The organism is Rhodosalinus sp. K401 (genome assembly GCF_041365735.1).
In the GTDB taxonomy this organism is placed as follows: domain Bacteria; phylum Pseudomonadota; class Alphaproteobacteria; order Rhodobacterales; family Rhodobacteraceae; genus Rhodosalinus.
In genome coordinates this window covers 36,377-55,248 of sequence record NZ_JBGFSI010000019.1, presented here as the reverse complement: position 1 = coordinate 55,248, position 18,872 = coordinate 36,377, and the positions used below count along the sequence as shown (strand labels likewise).

Here is an 18,872-nt window from a genome sequence, read left to right as displayed (position 1 = left end):
CTGCGGGGCGGTCCGGGGCAGCGTCTCCGCCGCCGGCCCGGACGCGGTGTCGGGCCGGCGCAGGGCGGCGGAAAGCGGCGCCGGACGGTCGGGCGGGGATGGCATCGCCGCCTCGGTCTGGGCGGCGGGCGGGGCGCGCCAGGCCGTGACGAGGGCCGTCAGACCCGCGCCTCCCGCCTCGAGCGAGACCGTGGCCGCACCGCCCGCGCCGGCGGCGGGCGCCGCGCCGCCCGACCATTGCGCGAAGGCGCCCACGTGCAGCGCCAGCGCCACGCCCGTGAAGGCGGCGAATTCGAGCCCTCCCTTCATCGCGGCCGTACCGCCAGTTCGATCTCTGCCGCGCCCGTCTCTGCGAGACGCCGCAGCAGCGCGGCGAACTCCGCCGCCGGGAGCGTCGCGTCCGCACGAACGGTGAGCGGGCCGGCCCCGGGGTCGCGCGCGGCGAGCGCCTCCCACGCCGCCGCGCCTTCCGCGCCGCCGAAGGCCACCCGCCCGGCCGCCGAGACGTGCAGGACCGCGCCGGCCTCGGCGCCCGTCTCCGCGCCCGCCTGGGGCGGGGTCACGTCGAAGGGGGCGGGCGGGGCAATCTCGGCCGTCATCAGGAAGAAGATGAGCAGCAGGAAGACGACGTTGATCATCGGCACGATGGCCTCGGGACGGGTGCGCGCAGGGGGACGGGAAAACTCCATCGCGTCTACTCCACCAGCAGGAGCCGGCCGTGGCCCGCGGCGCGGAGCGTCTCGGCCACGTCGGCGAGGCGCTGCAAGTCCGCGCCCGCGACCGCGCGCAGGACCAGCGGGTCGGCCGGCGTCTCGGTCAGCGGGGCGAGGGCGGCGGCGAGGCCGGTTTCGTCCACGGCGCGGCCGTTGAGCGTGACGCGGTCGGGGAAGATCTCCACCAGCCGGGGCGGGCCGCTCCAGTCCGCGCCCCCGCCGGCCGGTGAAAGCGGCAGGGCCGCGTCGCGCCCGAACTGCGCCACCAGCATGAAGAAGACCAGAAGCAGGAACACCACGTCGATCATCGGCGTCAGGCTCGGGCGGCGGCGCGGACGGGCGGCGGCGAAATCGAACATCAGGCCGCCTCCGCCGCGCGGGGGGGCAGGTGCGTGAAGACGCGGGTGGCAAGATCCTCCATCTCGCCCTGGACCGCCTCGGCCACGCTCTCGAACCAGGTGAGCGCGGCGGCGGCGGGGATCGCCACCGCCATGCCGGCGGCGGTCGTCAGGAGCGCCTCCCAGATCCCGCCCGCGAGGACCGAGGGGTCGGCCCGCGCGCCGCTGGCCTGAAGCGCCTGGAAGGCGTCGATCATGCCGAGGACGGTGCCCAGAAGCCCGATCAGCGGTGCGATGGTGGCGATGAGTTCGAGCGCGCGCAGCCCTTCCCGGAGCCGGGCGAGTTCGGCCCGCGCGATGCGCGTCGTCTCTTCGCGGGCGGCGGGCTCGGCCATGGCCGGATCCTCCGCCGCGCCCATGGCGGCGGCCGCGAGCCGGGCGCGCACGCCGCTGCCGCGCGCGGCCTCGGCGCGGGCCTGCGTCGCGCGGCCCTCGGTCCAGAGCGCCACGGCGGCGCGCGCCCGCGCCCCGCCCCAGGCGCCGAGCCGGGCCAGCCGCCAGAGTTTCCAGAGAATGAGCGCCAGGGTGAGGACCGAAAGCGCCGCGATGACCCAGAGCGCCGGGCCGCCACGGGCGAGGAACTCGCCGATCCCGCCGAACGCCGCGTCGCCCGCCATGCGCCTCTCCTCCCGCCGCCGGGCCGGGCCCGGTCTGCGCTTCGTGTCTTGTCCGGGAAGGGGCGGCCTGCCCGGACCGGTGATCGGGTTCACCACGCCGGAAGGCTCCGTCGCCCCGGCGCGCCCCGCGCCCGGACAGGGTGATCGCTCCGGCAGGTCTCCTGACTCGCGGGTCGTCGCTCGGCCGGGCCTTCCCGCGGGCCGTGCCCGCAGTGGCATCTTCCGGCTCCGCTCNTGCCCGCAGTGGCATCTTCCGGCTCCGCTCGCCGCTTACAGTTGCGGGGGCAGTCGCGGGTTTGGCCTCCAGGCCGCACCGCGTTCCCATTTTCACCGGGCGCGCGAGCGCCCGGACCGGAGCATCCCGACCCTTACGCCGAATCGCGCTTTCGGAAAAGCAGAACCTCGTGCGTGCCACTCAGTTGCACGCCGCCCTGCGGGGCTGTACCCGTGCCGGGAGTGGGGGAGATCCGCCTATGCTGGAGCGCCGCAGCGCGAAGATACGTCTGACGAGGGCGTTCCAGGGACAAGCGCAGCGTCTCTACCCGTTCTTCCGGCAGCACACCTATCGCGGACCGCTTCTGCCTTCGGAGGTCGAGAGTCGGGTCGCCGTTTCGCTGCGGGACGGGTTTCTTTACAACCGGATCCCCAAGACCGCGAACTCGCTCATGACCTGGATGCTCGCCAGGGCCTCGGCAGACGCCGCGGGCGAGCCTGCGCCGGAACGGCCGAAGAGCTATTTCCCGACGCCGCGGCGACTGTCATCGGCCGAGGCCGCCCGTGTCGAGCACGAGATCTTCAAGTTCGCGATCGTGCGGAACCCCTATTCGCGCACGCTTTCGGCGTATCTGGACAAGATCGCCGCGGGAAAACAGCAGGCGCGCACCTTCGAGAAGTGGCGCGGCGCCCCGGTTCAGCGGGAAGAACCGAGCTTCGGCGAGTTCTGTCGCTATCTGGACGCGGTCGGGCTGCGGGACGACGTGCACTGGGTGCCGCAGACGGAGCTGCTTTGCGAGGTGCCGGGCTGGTTCGACCGGATCTACCGGCAGGAAAGGCTGGGCGAGGCCGCCGAGGAAATCATGGGGCGGATCTTCGGCGTGGCGCCGGAGTTCCCGGCGCGGGTGGGGCCGCGCCCGACCGGGGCGTCGAAGCTCATCGCCCGCCACTACGACGACGAGACGCGCCGGATCGTGGCGCGGCTCTTCGCGGCGGATTTCGATGCCCTGGGCTACGCCCCGGATCTTCCGGGCGCGGCCTGATCCGTCAGCCGATCTCGGCCAGACGTTCGAGCGCCGCGCGCAGGCGCTGCGCCTCGTCCTCTTTCAGGGCGAGGGTCGCGCGGGTTTCGTCCACCACCTCCTCGGGGGCGCTTTCGACGAATTTCGGGTTGGAAAGCCGCCCCGAAAGCCCGCCCATCTCCTTCTCGAGCTTGCCGAGCGTCTTCTCGAGCCGCGCCTTCTCCTCTGCCACGTCGATGACGCCGGCGAGCGGCAGGCCGAGGCTCGCGCCCTCCACGGCCACGGTGACCGTGCCCTTCGGGAAGCCGTCGACCTCCTCGAGGCTCTCGATCCGGGCGAGCCGCTTGATGAGCGCCTCGTTCCGGCCCCAGGCGGCGCGGCCGGTCTCGCCGATCTCGGTGGCGAGCATCGGCACGTAGAGCCCCGCGGGGACGTGCATCTGCGCCCGCGCGCTGCGCACCTCCTCGATGACGGAGACGACCCAGCCCATCTCCCGGTCGGCGGCCTCGTCCGCAAGCTCCGCGGCGGTGTAGCCGGGCCAGTCGGCGTGGACGAGCATCTTCGACCGCTCGCCCAGCGTGCCCCAGAGCTCCTCGGTGAGGAAGGGCATGATCGGTTGCAGAAGGATGAGGCACTGGTCGATCACCCAGGCCATCACCGCCTGCGTCTCGGCCCGAAGCTCCTCGTCCTCGCCCTGCAGGAGCGGCTTGGAGAATTCCACGTACCAGTCGCAGACCTTGCCCCAGACGAAGCCGTAGAGCGCGTCCGCCGCCTCGTTGAAGCGGAAGGCGTCGAGCGCGGCGTCCACCTTCTCGCGCACGCGGCCGGTCTCTCCGAGGATCCAGCGGTTGACAGCGGCGGTGGCCGCGGGGACGTCGGCGCCGCCGCCCACCGCGCCGTTCATCTCGGCGAAGCGCGCGGCGTTCCAGAGCTTGGTGCCGAAGTTCCGGTAGCCCGCGATCCGCTCCTTCGAGAGGCGCAGGTCCCGGCCCATCGCCGCCATGGCGGTGAGCGTGAAGCGCACCGCGTCGGCGCCGTACTCCTCGATGAGTTCCAGCGGGTCGAGCACGTTGCCGAGCGACTTCGACATCTTCTTGCCCTTCTCGTCGCGGACGAGGGCGTGGACGTAGACGGTGTCGAAGGGGCGTTCCCCCACCACGGCGTATTGCATCATCATCATCCTGGCGACCCAGAAGAAGATGATGTCGAAGCCAGTGATGAGTACGTCTGTCGGGAAATAGCGGCGAAGCTCCGGCGTGTCCTCGGGCCAGCCCAGCGTGCCGATGGGCCAGAGCCCCGAGGAGAACCAGGTGTCGAGCACGTCGGTCTCGCGCGCCAGCGTGACCTCGGCGAAGCGCGCCACGCCGTCGCCCTCGGCCTCGCGCAGGCCGCCCGATTCCGCGCCCTCGCCGCCGAAGCGGATCTCGGGCCCGGGCCCGTAATATTCCCGCGCGAGGTCGAACGCCTCGGCCTCGGTGGCGGCGCAGAATTCGCGCGGGCCGCCGGCCGGGTCGTCGCGGTCCGGCCCGTACCAGACCGGGATCTGGTGGCCCCACCAGAGCTGGCGCGAGATGCACCAGGGCTCGATGTTCTCCAGCCAGTGGAAATAGACCTTGCGGTCGGCCTCGGGCAGGATCGTGGTGCGCCCGTCGCGCACCGCGTCGATCGCGGGGCCCACGATCTTTTCGGCGTCCACGAACCACTGGTCGGTGAGGTAGGGCTCGATCGCCACCTTGGAGCGGTCGCCGTGGGGGACCATGTGGCGGTCGGCGTCGATGCCGTCGAGCCAGCCCTCCTCCTCGGCGGTGCGCACGATCCAGTCGCGCGCCTCGTAGCGGTCGAGCCCATCCACCGCCTCGGTCACGCGCGCGAGCCCGTCCGGGTCGCAGCCCTCGGCGAAGTCCGGGTTGTCGCGCAGCCACATGCCCGCGCGCGGCGTCATCACGTTGATCGCGCGCAGCCCCGTCCGCTGGCCCACCGCCCAGTCGTTGAAATCATGCGCGGGCGTCATCTTCACCGCGCCGGTGCCCTTCTCGGGATCGGCGTAGTCGTCCGCGACGATCCGCAGCCGCCGGCCAACCAGCGGCAGGATCGCCTCCTTGCCCACGAGATGGGCGTAGCGCCGGTCGTCGGGATGGACGGCGATGCCGGTGTCGCCCAGCATCGTTTCGGGGCGCGTGGTGGCGACGGTCAGGTAGTCCCGCGTCTCGGTGGCGGTGACGTTGCCGTCCTCGTCGAACTCGACCGGGTGCTCGTAGGTCTGGCCGTCGGCCAGCGGATAGCGCAGGCGCCACATGTGCCCGTCGGTCTCGACCTGCTCGACCTCCAGATCCGAGATCGCGGTTTCGAAATGCGGATCCCAGTTCACCAGCCGCTTGCCGCGGTAGATGAAGCCCTTGCGGTACATGTCCACGAAGACGCGCATCACCGCGTTGTGGAAGTCGGGGCTGTTCTCGTGGCCCACCCGCGTGTCGCCGGGCGCGCCGGCCATGGTGAAGGCGTTGCGCGACCAATCGCAGGAGGCGCCGAGCCGCTTGAGCTGGCCGATGATCGTGCCGCCGGAGCGTTCCTTCTGCTTCCAGACGAGATCGATGAAATCCTCGCGGCTGAAATCGGTGCGGCGCTTGCCGTCCCGGGCGAGTTCGCGCTCCACCACCATCTGGGTCGCGATCCCGGCATGGTCCTGGCCGGGCTGCCAGAGCGTGTCGAAACCGCGCATCCGGTGCCAGCGCACCAGCACGTCCTGCAGCGTGTTGTTGAAGGCGTGGCCCATGTGCAGCGAGCCCGTCACGTTGGGCGGCGGGATCATGATGCAGAAGCTTTCCTCGCGCGAGGCGTTGGCGCCCGCGGCGAAGGCGCCGGCCTCTTCCCAGGCGGCGTAGATCCGGCGCTCGGCCTCTTGGGCGTCGAAGGTCTTCGAAAGCGGCATCGCGTGCATCCCGTCTTGAGCGGCGTCGGCCGCTCCTTACCCGAGCGCCGGGCCGAGGAAAAGCCGCCCGGCGCCCGCCGCGGGCCGGCGCCTCTCAGCGCGTGCGGTCGAGCTTCGTGGCCAGGTGGATCAGGCTTTCCGAGCCCTTCACGCCGCGGGTCTCGCCGATCCGGTCGAGCGTGTCGTCGAGCGCCTCGGTGCTGTCGGCCGAAAGCTGCACGATGAGATCCACCCGCCCCGAGGTGGTGTGCACCGCCTCCACCCCCGGCAGCGACTTGAGCCGGGCGAGAACGGCAGGCCCCGAGCGCGGTTCGATCGACACGAGCACCGTGGCGCGCAGTGGCGGCCGAAGCGCGGGGCCCGCGCGCAGCGTGTAGCCCGCGATGGCGCCGCTGCGCTCCAGCCGCTCCAGCCGCGCCTGCACCGTGGTCCGGGCGAGGCCGAGCCTGCGGGCGAGCGTCGCCGTGGGCAGGCGGGCATTCTCGGCCAGAAGCGAAAGGAGGGCGCGGTCAGTTTCGTCCATCTGTCGGCAAATTTCGTCGTTCCGACGCCAGAATGAACGGATTCGGCGAAAAAGACACTCCAAACCGACGGCACGTCGCGGGAGGATTCCGAAAAACGCGAGCAGTGAGGTTCCCATGCAATCCGGCGCGACGCTCTGGCCTTCCCCCGAAACCCACCTGGCGCGGGCGAATCCGCGGGGTCCGGTGCTCTATTTCTGCCCCGACACGCTGCAGCGGACGGCACGGCGTTTCCTCGACGGCTTTCCGGGGCTCGTCACCTACGCGGTGAAGGCGAACGATGGCCCGGAGGTGCTGGAAAACCTCGTGGCTGCCGGGATCGCGGCGTTCGACGTGGCCTCGCCCGCCGAGATGGCGCAGGTGCGCGCGGCCTTTCCGGGCGCGGTGCTGCACTACCACAACCCCGTGCGCGCCCCCGAGGAGGTGGCGGCGGGCAAGACGCATGGCGTCGTCTCCTGGTCTGTGGACTGCGCCGCGGAACTCGACAAGCTCATGCCGCTGCCGGACGGTGCGGAGGTCGCGGTGCGGCTTCGCCTGCCGGTCGCCGGGGCGGCCTATGATTTCGGCGCGAAGTTCGGCGCCGATCCGGAGGTGGCGGCCGCGCTTCTGGCCGAGGTGGCGCGGCGCGGGCTCACGCCGTCGCTCACCTTCCATCCCGGCACGCAATGCGCCGATCCCGAGGCCTGGGCGGCCTATATCTTCTCCGCGGCGGAGGTGGCGCGCCGCGCCGGCGTCACGCTGCATCGGCTGAACGTCGGCGGGGGATTCGCCGCGCACAGGGACGCCGACGCCCCCGATCTGGAGGCGATCTTCGCGCGGATCGGCGCTGCGTGCGCCGCGGCGTTCGGCGCCTCTGCGCCCGCGCTCGTCTGCGAGCCGGGCCGCGCCGTGGCCGCCGAAGCCTTCACCCTCGCGCTGCCGGTGAAGGCGGTCCGCCCCGACGGGGCGCTGTTTCTCGGCGACGGGATCTACGGCGCGCTCGCCGAGCTGCGCGACATCGCCGCGCCGGGGCGCTTCCGGCTCCTCGACGCCGCCGCGCGGCCGCGCACCGGCGCGCCGGTGCCGCGCGTGGTCTTCGGCCCCACCTGCGACAGCCTCGACCGGCTGCCCGAGCCCCTGCCGCTGCCGGGCGACGTGGCAGAGGGCGACTGGCTGGTCCTGCCGGCCATGGGCGCCTATTCCGCGGCGCTTTCGACGCGGTTCAACGGCTATGGCGCGCTCGACCGGGTCACCGTGGCCGCACCCGCCCGCCAGGGGTAGACACCGCCGCGACGCGGCGTAGGTTCCGCGGGAGACGCAGCGGCGGACAAGGGATGAGCATGGAAAAGTTCGGGCGGAGCCAGCCGGTCACGCGGATCGAGGATCAGCGCTTTCTCACCGGCGAGGGCCGGTATGTCGACGACATCGTGCCCGAGGGCGCGCTCGTGGCCCATGTCCTGCGCGCGCCCATGGCGCATGGCTGGATCGAAACGCTCGACGTGAGCGCGGCGCGCGAGGCGGAGGGCGTGCATGCCGTACTCACGGCCGCCGACCTCGAGGCGGCCGGTCTCGACCTGCGGATGCAGGCCGTCCGCGTGCCGAACCGCGACGGCACGAAGGGCGCGGCCACCGAGCGGCTTCTGCTCGCCCGCGACCGGGTGCGATTCGTGGGCGAGCCCGTGGCGATGATCGTGGCCGAGACGCGCCAGCAGGCGCGCGACGCGGCGGAGCTCGTCGAGCTGGAGATCGAGGAGCTGCCCGCCAAGCTCGATCTCGCGCCGGGGGGCGAGCCGCTTCACGAAAACGCGCCGGACAACCGCGCCTTCGACTGGGCGCTGGGCGACGCGGCGGCCACCGAGGCGGCCTTCGAGACGGCGGCCCATGTCGTGCGCCTCGAGGTCGGCGACAACCGCGTCATCGTGAACTCCCTCGAGCCCCGCGGCGCCTATGCCGAATGGGTGGACGGGCGCGTGCACGTCGCCATCAACGGGCAGGGGGTCTGGAGCCAGAAGGCGGCGCTCGTCCAGGCGCTCGGACTGCCCGAGGACGCCGTGCGCGTGACAAACCCCGATGTCGGTGGCGGCTTCGGCATGAAGGGGGCGCCCTACCCGGAATATCCCGTTCTGGCCCATGCCGCGCGGGTGACGGGACGCCCCGTGCACTGGATGGCCGAGCGCACGGAATCGATGCTGTCCGACCATGCCGGGCGCGACCTCGTCACCACCGCCGAGCTCGCCTTCGACGCGGATCTACGGATCACCGCCTACCGCGTCCACACGCTGAGCAATCTCGGCGCCTACAACTCCAATTTCGGCCAGATCATCCAGAGCACGCTCTTCTCCAAGGTTCTGACGGGCGTCTACGACATTCCCGCGGCGTGGCTGCACGTCGAAGGCATCTATACCAACACCACGCAGGTGGACGCCTATCGCGGCGCCGGCCGGCCCGAGGCGATCTATGTGCTGGAACGCGCGATGGATCGCGCCGCGCGCGAACTGGGCGTGGACCCGTGGGAGCTGCGCCGGCGCAACTTCATCCCGAAGGAGAAATTCCCCTACACCACGCCCTCGGGCGAGACCTACGACGTGGGCGATTTCCACCGCCTGCTCGACCGGGTGGAACGGGAGTGCGACCGCGCCGGGTTCCCCGCACGGCGCGCGGAGAGCGCGGCGCGCGGCAGGCTCCGCGGCCTCGGGCTCTGCTACTACATCGAGAGCATCCTCGGCGATCCCTCGGAAGGCGCGAAGGTGACGTTCGAGGAGGACGGGACCGTCAGCCTCTTCGTGGGCACCCAGTCGAACGGGCAGGGGCACGAGACGGTCTACGCGCAATTCCTGTCGGACCAGACCGGCATCCCGGTAGAGCGCATCCGCGTCGTGCAGGGGGATTCCGACCTCATCGCGCAGGGTGGCGGCACGGGCGGCTCGCGCTCCGTCACCGTGCAGAACACCGCGACGTTGGGCGCTGTCGAGAAGATGGTCGCCGCCTTCACGCCCTACCTCGCCGGGAAGATGGACGTGCCGGAAGCAGAAATCCGCTTCGACGACGACACGTTCCGCGCGCCCGGCTCCAACCGGACGCCGAGCCTTCTGGAGGCGGCGGAAATGGCGCGCGCCGACGGGCGCTCCGACCTCTTGACGCACGAGGCGCGCACCAAGCTGCCCGGCCGCTCCTTCCCTAACGGCGCCCATGCCGCGGAGGTGGAAATCGACCCCGACACCGGCCGCGTCCGCGTGCTGCGCTACACGGTGGTCGACGATTTCGGCAACCTCATCAACCCGCTGCTGGCCGAGGGACAGGTCCATGGCGGCGTGGCGCAGGGCATCGGGCAGGCCCTCTGCGAGCGGACGGTCTTCGACGAGGACGGCCAGCTTCTCACCGCGACCTTCATGGACTACGCGATGCCGCGCGCGGACGATCTGCCCATGTACGATTTCACCTCCGAGCCGGTGCCTTCGGTGAACAACGTGCTCGGCATGAAGGGATGTGGCGAGGCGGGCACGGTGGGCGCGCTCGCCGCCGTGGCCAACGCCGTTCAGGACGCGGTGTGGGAGGCCGGTGTGCGCCAGGCCGACATGCCCTTCACCCCGCATCGCATGTGGGACATGCTGCGCCACGCCCACGCGGCGGAATGAGCGCCGCCTGAGGCGCTTTTCGGCGGCGCCTGCCGCTTCGGCCCTGGCGGCCCGTGCGCGCGGCGTGGTCCCCGCCGTCTCGGCACGGCCCGGCGCGGCGAGTCTTGCCATGACGATCGGACGCGCGGTAAGAGCGCGCGGCGTGGGTGATTAGCTCAGCTGGTAGAGCGCCTCGTTTACACCGAGGATGTCGGGAGTTCGAGTCTCTCATCACCCACCAGCGCGCCGGCCCGGCGTCCCGATCCTTCCCGAGGGGCGGGACATGTTCGCGGCCTCCGCCGCAGCCCGACGCAAAGCGGCACCGGGATCGCGCGGGCCGCGCAACTCGTCCGTTACAACGACGCCGGGCGTGGGCAGCCATGCGGCGACCTCGTCGACGGGCCTCGTCCGCCCGGGACCGGACCCCGAAAAAATCATCCCCGAGTCATCTTAACCCACTTGATCCATCGGTATGCCGAGGTATCCTTTCCGCTTGGGAGGCGTTGCCGATGGGAAAGCCCGAGGTCACTTTCGACGAGGAAATCTTCTCGCGCACGGCATCTCTCTTCGCGACGAAACGCGATACCTTCGCCCCGGATGCGGTTGAGGCGCTGGCAGGCGACATCGTGCGACGCCTTGCACGCTCCGCCGGCACGGGCCCCGCCTTCGACGCCCCGGACATCAGCGACGACAGCATCGCCGCGTTCTGCGACGCGCTGGTCCAGCCTGATCCCGACGCAGCCTTGCGTTTCATAGAGGAGCGTCGTGCCGAAGGCGTGACGCGCCAGGGTGTCTACCTGGGATACATCACCGCCGCGGCGCGCTGTCTTGGCGAAGGCTGGGACGAGGATCGGCTGTCCTTTCTTCAGGTCACCTACGGCACCGGGCATCTCTACGCCCTGATGCGGGCCCTGAGGGCCGAGAGCGCCGCCGCACGGCCGACATTCGACGGCGATCGCTGCGCGCTCTTCGCCACGGTGCCGGGCGAGGATCACGGCATCGGCATAACCGTCGCGGCCGACCTCTTCCGGGAGGCGGGCTGGGAGATCGATCTTCAGATCGGCGCCGATCACGACGAACTCATTGTCCATGTCGAACGAACCCAGCCGCACATAATCGGTCTGTCGCTCAGCACCGAGCACAGGCTCGACGCGCTGGTGCGCCTGGTCGTGGCGATGCGGATCGTCAAGCCGCATGCGATCATCGGCGTTGCGCCGGCGTGGAGTGTCGACGCGGAACGGCTTCACGAACTCCTCGATATCGATATTGTCTTCGGCGATGCGAAGTCGGCCTTCCTGGAGCTGGATCGCCTGATACGACTGCGCGGCTGACCGGACCGGTCCTGCGAAACGCCCCGATGTCGGGGCGCGGGGCCGCATGCGAGAATCCCGGAGACGAGGCCGGTTGTCTTGCACAACGCGCCACCTTTCACGGCAGTGGGGCAGGTTCGGCACGCTCCGGATCCGGGGCGCGTCGGTGCTTTCGCGGTGCGGTTCGACGGGGACGCCCGAGGTGCTGCCGCCGCTCGGTGTGCTTTCCACCTTTCCGCCGTGAGCGCCCCGCCAGTCGCAGACGATACCAGGAAAGGCGATTGGCATGAAAAAGGCCAAGGTCTACGGTTTCGCCGGCAAGCGTCTCGATACGGGCGAGACGACGGTCAGGGAAGCGGCCCGGAAACCCTGCGCCGAGGTGGAGGACTGGAAAATGGCAAGGCAGAAATTCATCGCCATGGAGGGCATCATGCCCAGGCGCGCGGATCGCGGCGGACCGCAGGATCATCCATGCGGGCGGCGTCCCCGACCTGGCGAAGCCCGAACCCGGGCCGCACGCATGATCCGCAGGCTCGCCACCGCCGCCATGGTTGCCGCGCCCGCCCTCGCCCATGCCGACATCCTGAAGGTGCAGCCCGTCACGGACGATGTCTGGGCCATCGTCGGCCCCACCGAGCAACGCAGCCCGGAGAATCTGGGCAACAACGCGACCTTCGGCCTGATCGAGACGGGGACGGGCGCGGTGCTGATGGATCCGGGCGGCTCCTGGAAAGGCGCGGAGATGCTGCACGCGGTCATCCGCGGCCTCACCGATCAGCCGGTTGTCCATGTCATCAACACCGGCGGGCAGGACCACCGCTGGCTCGGCAACGGCTACTGGCAGGCGCAGGGGGCAACAGTGATCGCGTCCGAGGCGGCGGTGGCGGACCAGCGGGCCCGCGCCTCGATGCAGATGACGGCGCTAGCGCAGCTCATCGGCGACGCGCTGGAGGGGACGGAGCCGAGCTTCGCGGACGTGACCTTCACGGATGCCTACACGCTCGAGCTCGGCGGGCTGCGCTTCGAGATCGTCCATCCCGGACCGGCGCACACGCCGGGCGACAGCTTCGTCCTGGTGCCGGCGCGCGACACGGTCTTCACCGGCGACATCGTCTATGTCGCGCGTCTGCTCGGCGTGGGTGCGCAGAGCTCCATCAGCGGATGGCCGTCCGCGTTCGAGGCGGTGGAGGCGACGGGCGCGGCGCATGTCGTGCCGGGCCACGGCCCCGCGACCACGATGGAGAAGGCGCGCGCCGACACCTACGACTATCTGATGCACCTTCGCGCCGAGATCGGCGCGCTGATCGACGAGGGCGGGGACATCATGGAGGCGCCGCAGGTGGACCAGTCGGACTTCGCCTATCTCGAGCAGTTCGAGGCGCTCGCCGGCCGCAACGCGCAGATGGCATTCCAGCAGATGGAATGGGAATGAGGGCGCAGTGAACTTCGCCGCGGTCTGTCGGCGCCGGGATCCGGCGCCCCCCATGGGTGCCGTCCGTGGAGAAGGCCGAAGCGGCGTCCACGCCGTGCATGGGACCGGAAACGCTTGACAGCGCAGCGCGGATGCCCCACTTGCTCCCCAGTGCCGCGCTGCCGCGTGAGCAGATCTGGCCGCCCAAGAGGCCAACGGCGCACCGAATTCAGTTCCCCATCACGCAGGGTTCCTGACGCGACGACCGGACGGATCGGGACTCTCCCCTTCGTCGACTGGCCCGCGAACCCTCATCGGCTGCCTTTCGGCGGCCATTCAGCACGGTTGTGCCGGCTCAAGGTCCGTGCGCGGCCCAAGAAGGATACGATTTGTTCGATTTCGACATGCTCGGCCTCGCGCCGACCCTCAACACCGCGCTGAGCCGCGCGGGATTCTCGCAACCGACCCCGATCCAGGCGCAGGCGATCCCGCTCGCGATGGAGGGGCACGACATCATGGGCCTCGCCCAGACCGGCACCGGCAAGACGCTGGCCTTCGGCCTGCCGCTTGTCGATCATCTTCTCGCCGAGCCGGGCAAGCCCGCGCCGAAAACCGCGAAGGCGCTCATCCTCGCGCCGACGCGTGAGCTGGCGAACCAGATCGCGGAAAGCCTGCGCACGCTGACCGACGGAACCAGACTGCGCGTGGCGACGGTCGTCGGCGGGCAGTCGCTGGGCCGGCAGATCTCGCTTCTGTCGCGCGGCACGGATATCCTCGTCGCCACGCCGGGGCGGCTTATCGACCTGATGGAGCGGGGCGCCGTCGATCTCGGCCAGGTGCGCCATCTCGTGCTCGACGAGGCCGACCAGATGCTCGACCTCGGCTTCATCCACGCCCTGCGCAAGATCGCGCCGCGGCTTGGCACGCCGCGCCAGACCATGCTCTTTTCGGCGACCATGTCGAAGCAGATGGAAGAACTGTCGCGCGCCTACCTCACGACTCCCCGCCGCGTTCAGGTCTCGCCGCCGGGCAAGGCCGCCGACAAGGTCACGCAATCGGTGCATTTCCTCGACAAGGCCGAGAAGCCGGGCCGCCTGCGAGAGATCCTCTTGCGGGACGAGGCGGCGCTGACGCTGGTCTTCGCCCGCACCAAGCACGGGGCGGAAAAGCTCATGAAGGGGCTGGTGGCGGACGGCTTCAACGCCGCCTCGATCCACGGCAACAAGAGCCAGGGCCAGCGCGACCGCGCGATCAAGGCGTTCCGCTCGGGCGCGATCAACACGCTCGTGGCAACCGACGTGGCCGCGCGCGGTATCGACATCCCCGGCGTGACCTATGTCATCAACTACGATCTGCCCGATGTTCCGGACAATTACGTGCACCGGATCGGGCGCACCGCGCGCGCCGGGCGCGAGGGTGAGGCGATCGCGTTCTGCGCGCCCGACGAGGCCGATCTGCTGCGCCAGATCCAGAAGCTGATGAAGATCGAGGTGCCCGTGGCCCGGGGCAACAGCCCGCTTGCGGAAGGCGACGATGCTGCCGGCGGCCGCCGAAACGGCGCGCGGCGCCATCGCGGCAAGCCGGCCGGCGGTGCCGGTGGCGCGCCGAAACCGGCGAAGCGGCGGCGTCCGCGCCGCCCGCAGGCGGCCTGAAAACGGCGGCGCGCCGGTCCCCCGGCGCGCCCTTGACGTCCCCGCCTGAGCGCCGTTCCGGCCCGCCGCGGCGACAGCGCTTGCTCGGTGAGCGCCGCCTCCGTGGTCTTCACCTGGTCCACATGCGGATGAACGACGGTCCGCCCGCGTGCGGGGCGTCAGCCACTGCGAGGCCGCTGCGCCATTCGCACTCGCGCGACAAGTCTTCAATCGGCACTTCGGGTTTTCATGCAGCGCATCGGCGTGACGTGCAGCCCGGCGGCCGGTGCGTCCGGACCCGCGGCGATCGTGGCCAGCGATATCAGCGAAGAGAATGTCGCGCCGAGCGCGCCGGGTCAGCCGCGACGGAGCCGGATCACCACGTCGATCTTGGCGATTTCCGCGCCCTCGGGGGCGGTGGGCAGCCGGGTGATCTCGAGTTCCTCCGACGGCGCGTCGGAGAGACGCCCCTCGTCTTCCCAGAAGAAATGCGGATGATCGTGGATGTTGGTGTCGAAATAGCTTTTCGACCCGTCCACCGTGATCTCCTGCATCAGCCCCGCGTCACAGAACGCCTTGAGCGTGTTGTAGACGGTGGCGAGCGACACGCTTTCGCCGCGCTCCCGCACCGCGGCGAACAGGCTTTCGGCCGTCACGTGACGGTTGTGGCCGTCGCCGACGAGCAGCGCGGCCAGCGTCAACCGCTGCCGCGTCGGCCGGAGCCCGGCCTCGGACAGCCATTCGGATCCGCGATCGAGAGCCTGTTGATCCATGACGGTCATCTTCCTTACCTTCCAGCGGGAATATAGAGCTTCAAGCGGCGATGTTTCAATGCAAATCGGGGAATTTTCGCCGGCGCAAGGCTCTGTGCCGCCGGCCGCGCGCAGTCTTGCAAGCGCCTTTCGCGGGGTGCTAGAGGGAGCGCGGTAAACCGCAGTGTCCCGAGGAGCGCGCCCTGAATGGCCGATCATCCCACCAGCTTCGACAAGGACGATCTCCTGCGCTGCGCGCGCGGCGAGCTCTTCGGACCGGGCAACGCCCAGCTCCCCGAGCCGCCGATGCTGATGATGGACCGGGTCACGGAGATCTCCTCGGACGGGGGCGCGCATGGCAAGGGGCATGTGGTGGCCGAACTCGACATCACGCCCGACCTGTGGTTCTTCAAGTGCCATTTCCCGGGCGACCCGGTGATGCCGGGCTGCCTCGGCCTCGATGCGCTCTGGCAGCTCACGGGCTTCAACCTCGGCTGGCGGGGCATGCCGGGCCGGGGCCGCGCGCTGGGCGTCGGCGAGGTGAAATTCACCGATATGGTGACGCCCGCGACAAAGCTGGTGACCTATATCGTCGACTTCACGCGGGTGATCGACCGCAAGCTGAAGCTGGGCCTCGCCGACGGGCGCATGCTGGCGGACGGGAAGGACATCTACACCGCAACGGACATGAAGGTCGGGCTGTTCACCGACTAGGGAGGAAGCGCCGATGCGCCGCGTCGTCGTCACCGGACTCGGCATCGTCTCGTCCATCGGGACCGATGCCGAGGAGGTTCTTGCATCGCTCCGGGCCGGCCGCTCGGGGATCACCGCGAACGAGGACATGAAGGAGCACGGGTTCCGCAGCCAGATCGCGGGCGCCGTCGACATCGACGTGTCCGAGCACGTGGACAAGCGCACGCTGCGGTTCATGGGGCCCGGCGCCGCCTACGCCCATATCGCGATGAGCCAGGCCATCGCCGACGCGGGGCTCGAGGACAGCGACGTGGTGAACGAGCGGACGGGGCTGGTGGCGGGCTCGGGCGGGCCGTCCACCTCGGCCATGCTCGCCGCGCACCAGACCGTGCTGGAAAAGGGCAGCCCGAAGCGGATCGGCCCCTTCGCCGTGCCCAAATGCATGTCGTCCACGGTGAGCGCGAACCTCGCCACGGCGTTCCATATCAAGGGGATCAACTACTCGATCACCTCCGCCTGCTCGACCTCGCTGCACTGCATCGGCAATGCGGCGGAGCAGATCATGATGGGCAAGCAGGACGTGATGTTCGCCGGCGGCGGCGAGGAGCTCGACTGGACGCTGTCGTGTCTCTTCGACGCGATGGGCGCGATGAGCGCGAAATACAACGACGCGCCGGAAAAGGCGTCCCGCGCCTTCGATGCCGGCCGCGACGGGTTCGTGATCTCGGGCGGCGGCGGCATCGTGGTGCTGGAAGAGCTCGAGCACGCGAAGGCCCGCGGGGCCCGCATCTACGCGGAGGTCACCGGCTACGGCGCCACCTCGGACGGGCACGACATGGTCGCACCGTCCGGGGAGGGCGGCGAGCGGGCGATGCGTCTTGCGCTCGCGACCCTGCCGGCGGACCGCAAGGTGGGCTACATCAACGCGCACGGCACCTCCACGCCCGTCGGCGATGTGGGCGAGGTGGAGGCGGTGCGCCGCGTCTGGGGCAGGGGCGCGACGCCGCCCATCAGTTCCACGAAATCCATGACCGGCCACAGCCAGGGGGCGACCGGCGCGCAGGAGGCGATCTACTGCCTGCTGATGCTGCAGCACGATTTCATCGCGCCCTCGATCAACGTCGAGACGCTGGACCCCGCGATCGATCCGGCCGAGATCGCCTTGACGCGGGTGGACGGCGCCGGCCTCGACACGGTGATGACCAACAGCTTCGGCTTCGGCGGCACCAACGGGTCAATGCTTCTGAGCAGATATCACGGGTGACAGCACCGATGTCGGATCTTCTGAAGGGCAAGCGCGGCCTCATCATGGGCGTGGCCAACGACCGCTCCATCGCGTGGGGCATCGCGAAGGCCATGCACGGCGCGGGCGCCGAGCTTGCCTTCACCTACCAGGGGGAGGCCTTCGGCAGGCGGGTCGAGCCGCTGGCGGCCTCGCTCGGATCCGACATCCTCGTAGACGCCGACGTCACCGACGACGCCGCGATGGACGCCGCGTTCGAGGTCCTGGCCGCGCGCTGGCCCGCCATCGACTTCGTGGTGCACGCCATCGCCTATTCCGACAAGTCGGAGCTGACGGGGCGGTTCATCAACACCACCCGGAAGAACTTCAAGCACTCGCTCGACATCTCGGCCTACTCCTTCATCGACGTGGCCCGGCGGGCGCAGCCGCTGATGCGGGAGAATGGCGGCGCGCTCATGACGCTGACCTACCAGGGCTCCATGCGCGTGGTGCCGAACTACAACGTCATGGGCGTGGCGAAGGCCGCGCTCGAGGCCGCGACGCGCTACCTCGCGAACGATCTGGGGCCCGAGCGCATCCGCGTGAACGCGATCTCTCCGGGCCCGATGAAGACGCTCGCGGGCGCGGCCATCGGCGGCGCGCGGCGCACCTACAAGCATTCCGAGGCGAACGCGCCGCTGCGGGCCAACGCCACGCTGGAGGCGGTGGGCGGCACGGCGGTCTGGCTCGCCTCCGACGCCGGCGCCTGCACCACCGGCGAGGTCGTGCATGTGGACGGCGGCTATCACATCGTCGGGATGCCGCAGATCGAGAACCTCTGAACCGCGCGCCGGGCGGTGGGGTCGCCATGTCCCGCGGGCGTCCGGCGGCTCAGAACCACTGGCCCGGCTCCATCAGGCCGAGGTCCAGTAGCTGGCGGGAGTGCCACTCGAACGGCACGGAATTGTGCCAGCGGAACGTGTCTATCCCGTCGCGCGAGCCCGGGTTGGTGCGCAGCGCCTTCGCCGTGCGGAACGAGACCACCGCCGCCGTCAGGTTGTGGTGCCACGGGCAGGCATAGGTGTTGTATTCCTCGTCGTTGAAAGTGTGATCGCCGCGCAGTGCGAGCCCGGGCCTGGCCCGGAAAAGCGAGATGCGATCGATCTTGCGCCGCGCGGGCGGCACGTGCTCCTCGAAGCGCCAGCGCAGCCCGCCATGGAAATCGAGCTGGCGTTCCCTGGGGTGGTCGTGATGCGCCGGATCCTTCCGGGCGAGCGCGTAGTAGCCCGTCCTGTCGATCTGCGCCGTGTCAAGGCAGACCGCGTTCGGCGCGGTGTCCAGATCGGCGGCGTAAAGGTCGATGACGTAGGTCAGCATCGCCGAGCGCCGCTCTTCGGCATGAAAGGCGAGCATCTCGCCCACCGTGCGCGTCTCGCAGAACGGGTAGAACAGGAACTCGGCATTGTAGCAGTAGAAGAACCACGTACCCGGCGCGGCGGCGGCGATGCGGTTGACGGCCGACTGCAGCGCGCCTTCCGCATAGGGATCGCAGGCGATGCGATGCACCGTGTCCACAAGGTCGGTGGCGAGGGGGACGACATCGGGCATCAGCGCCAGAACGGCGCGGAAGCCCGACTGCATGTGGTGGCGCAGCGTGGTGTCCACCTCGGCGTCGTCCTCGACCATGACGATCGCGACGGGCCCCTCGGCCAGTGCCGCGCGCCCGCGCGCCAGAAAGTCGTCCAGGCCCCGGTAATACATCGCGCCTCACTGGCCTCCCGGCGTGAAACTCCGGCAAATGGCGCCGCATTGCAAGGCGGGCCCGATCCGGTGTAGGCAGCGGGCTG

General features: G+C 70.3%; 16 protein-coding genes, 1 tRNA gene, 1 pseudogene and 1 riboswitch. Of the genes and pseudogenes, 10 read left to right on the top strand and 8 right to left on the bottom strand.

The genetic code is table 11. The features are described 5' to 3' along the window. The 4 genes and pseudogenes from AB6A66_RS15965 to AB6A66_RS15950 form a co-directional block, all read right to left on the bottom strand. Positions 1-309: pseudogene (locus tag AB6A66_RS15965) on the bottom strand (hypothetical protein); the annotation flags it as partial. Continuing rightward, on the bottom strand, positions 306-689 hold the full coding sequence (locus AB6A66_RS15960; RefSeq protein ID WP_371056662.1) for an ExbD/TolR family protein: 384 nt from the start codon (positions 687-689) through the stop codon (positions 306-308). The pseudogene AB6A66_RS15965 and the gene AB6A66_RS15960, both read right to left, overlap by 4 nt. A 5-nt stretch (positions 690-694) precedes the next feature. After that, complete coding sequence (locus tag AB6A66_RS15955) at positions 695-1,072, bottom strand: ExbD/TolR family protein (protein WP_371056661.1); 378 nt, start codon at positions 1,070-1,072, stop codon at positions 695-697. Beyond that, positions 1,072-1,728, bottom strand: coding sequence for a MotA/TolQ/ExbB proton channel family protein (locus AB6A66_RS15950; protein WP_371037296.1), 657 nt, complete (start codon positions 1,726-1,728; stop codon positions 1,072-1,074). Before AB6A66_RS15950 ends, AB6A66_RS15955 begins: the two co-directional genes overlap by 1 nt. A gap of 133 nt (positions 1,729-1,861) precedes the next feature. Further along, positions 1,862-2,099, bottom strand: a riboswitch (cobalamin riboswitch). A gap of 102 nt (positions 2,100-2,201) precedes the next feature. Between AB6A66_RS15950 and AB6A66_RS15945 the strand changes: the two genes are divergently transcribed. Next, on the top strand, positions 2,202-2,984 hold the full coding sequence (locus AB6A66_RS15945; protein WP_371037295.1) for a sulfotransferase family protein: 783 nt from the start codon (positions 2,202-2,204) through the stop codon (positions 2,982-2,984). 4 nt (positions 2,985-2,988) lie between these two features. Here the strand turns inward: AB6A66_RS15945 and AB6A66_RS15940 are convergent, their stop codons facing one another. Both AB6A66_RS15940 and AB6A66_RS15935 read right to left on the bottom strand, forming a co-directional pair. After that, a complete protein-coding gene (locus AB6A66_RS15940) occupies positions 2,989-5,892 on the bottom strand; it encodes a valine--tRNA ligase (RefSeq protein ID WP_371056660.1) in 2,904 nt (967 codons plus the stop codon). A 94-nt stretch (positions 5,893-5,986) separates the two neighbouring features. Then, entirely contained in the window at positions 5,987-6,415 is a 429-nt protein-coding gene (locus tag AB6A66_RS15935; protein ID WP_371037293.1) for an Lrp/AsnC family transcriptional regulator, read from the bottom strand. 115 nt (positions 6,416-6,530) lie between these two features. Here AB6A66_RS15935 and AB6A66_RS15930 point away from each other — a divergent pair, with 115 nt between their 5' ends. The 6 genes from AB6A66_RS15930 to AB6A66_RS15905 all read left to right on the top strand — a co-directional run bounded on the left by AB6A66_RS15930 (position 6,531) and on the right by AB6A66_RS15905 (position 14,379). Further along, positions 6,531-7,673 carry a type III PLP-dependent enzyme gene (locus tag AB6A66_RS15930; protein ID WP_371056659.1) on the top strand — a complete coding sequence of 381 codons (1,143 nt, stop codon included), beginning with the start codon at positions 6,531-6,533 and terminating at the stop codon, positions 7,671-7,673. 59 nt (positions 7,674-7,732) lie between these two features. Next, positions 7,733-10,027: a xanthine dehydrogenase family protein molybdopterin-binding subunit gene (locus AB6A66_RS15925; RefSeq protein ID WP_371056658.1), complete on the top strand. Its 2,295-nt coding sequence runs from the start codon at positions 7,733-7,735 to the stop codon at positions 10,025-10,027. A 144-nt stretch (positions 10,028-10,171) separates the two neighbouring features. Then, positions 10,172-10,247 (top strand) — tRNA-Val (locus tag AB6A66_RS15920). A gap of 268 nt (positions 10,248-10,515) precedes the next feature. After that, complete coding sequence (locus AB6A66_RS15915; RefSeq protein WP_371037291.1) at positions 10,516-11,337, top strand: B12-binding domain-containing protein; 822 nt, start codon at positions 10,516-10,518, stop codon at positions 11,335-11,337. 265 nt (positions 11,338-11,602) lie between these two features. Next, positions 11,603-12,748: an MBL fold metallo-hydrolase gene (locus AB6A66_RS15910; RefSeq protein WP_371056657.1), complete on the top strand. Its 1,146-nt coding sequence runs from the start codon at positions 11,603-11,605 to the stop codon at positions 12,746-12,748. 368 nt (positions 12,749-13,116) lie between these two features. Further along, entirely contained in the window at positions 13,117-14,379 is a 1,263-nt protein-coding gene (locus tag AB6A66_RS15905) for a DEAD/DEAH box helicase (RefSeq protein ID WP_371056656.1), read from the top strand. A gap of 335 nt (positions 14,380-14,714) precedes the next feature. Here the strand turns inward: AB6A66_RS15905 and irrA are convergent, their stop codons facing one another. Next, the gene (gene irrA / locus AB6A66_RS15900; protein WP_371056655.1) at positions 14,715-15,131 is read right to left on the bottom strand and encodes an iron response transcriptional regulator IrrA; all 417 of its coding nucleotides are present in this window, start codon (positions 15,129-15,131) and stop codon (positions 14,715-14,717) included. A gap of 186 nt (positions 15,132-15,317) precedes the next feature. Here irrA and fabA point away from each other — a divergent pair, with 186 nt between their 5' ends. The 3 genes from fabA to AB6A66_RS15885 are packed head-to-tail and all read left to right on the top strand — an operon-like array spanning position 15,318 to position 17,867. Continuing rightward, positions 15,318-15,824 (top strand): bifunctional 3-hydroxydecanoyl-ACP dehydratase/trans-2-decenoyl-ACP isomerase, encoded by a 507-nt coding sequence (gene fabA, locus AB6A66_RS15895; RefSeq protein ID WP_371037287.1) that lies wholly within the window; start codon positions 15,318-15,320, stop codon positions 15,822-15,824. 13 nt (positions 15,825-15,837) lie between these two features. Then, positions 15,838-17,067 (top strand): beta-ketoacyl-ACP synthase I, encoded by a 1,230-nt coding sequence (fabB, locus tag AB6A66_RS15890; RefSeq protein ID WP_371056654.1) that lies wholly within the window; start codon positions 15,838-15,840, stop codon positions 17,065-17,067. 8 nt (positions 17,068-17,075) lie between these two features. Beyond that, a complete protein-coding gene (locus tag AB6A66_RS15885; protein ID WP_371056653.1) occupies positions 17,076-17,867 on the top strand; it encodes an enoyl-ACP reductase in 792 nt (263 codons plus the stop codon). Between the two features lie 49 nt (positions 17,868-17,916). Here AB6A66_RS15885 and AB6A66_RS15880 read toward each other — a convergent pair whose 3' ends face one another. After that, positions 17,917-18,786 (bottom strand): hypothetical protein, encoded by an 870-nt coding sequence (locus AB6A66_RS15880; protein ID WP_371056652.1) that lies wholly within the window; start codon positions 18,784-18,786, stop codon positions 17,917-17,919. Positions 18,787-18,872 lie beyond the last annotated feature (86 nt).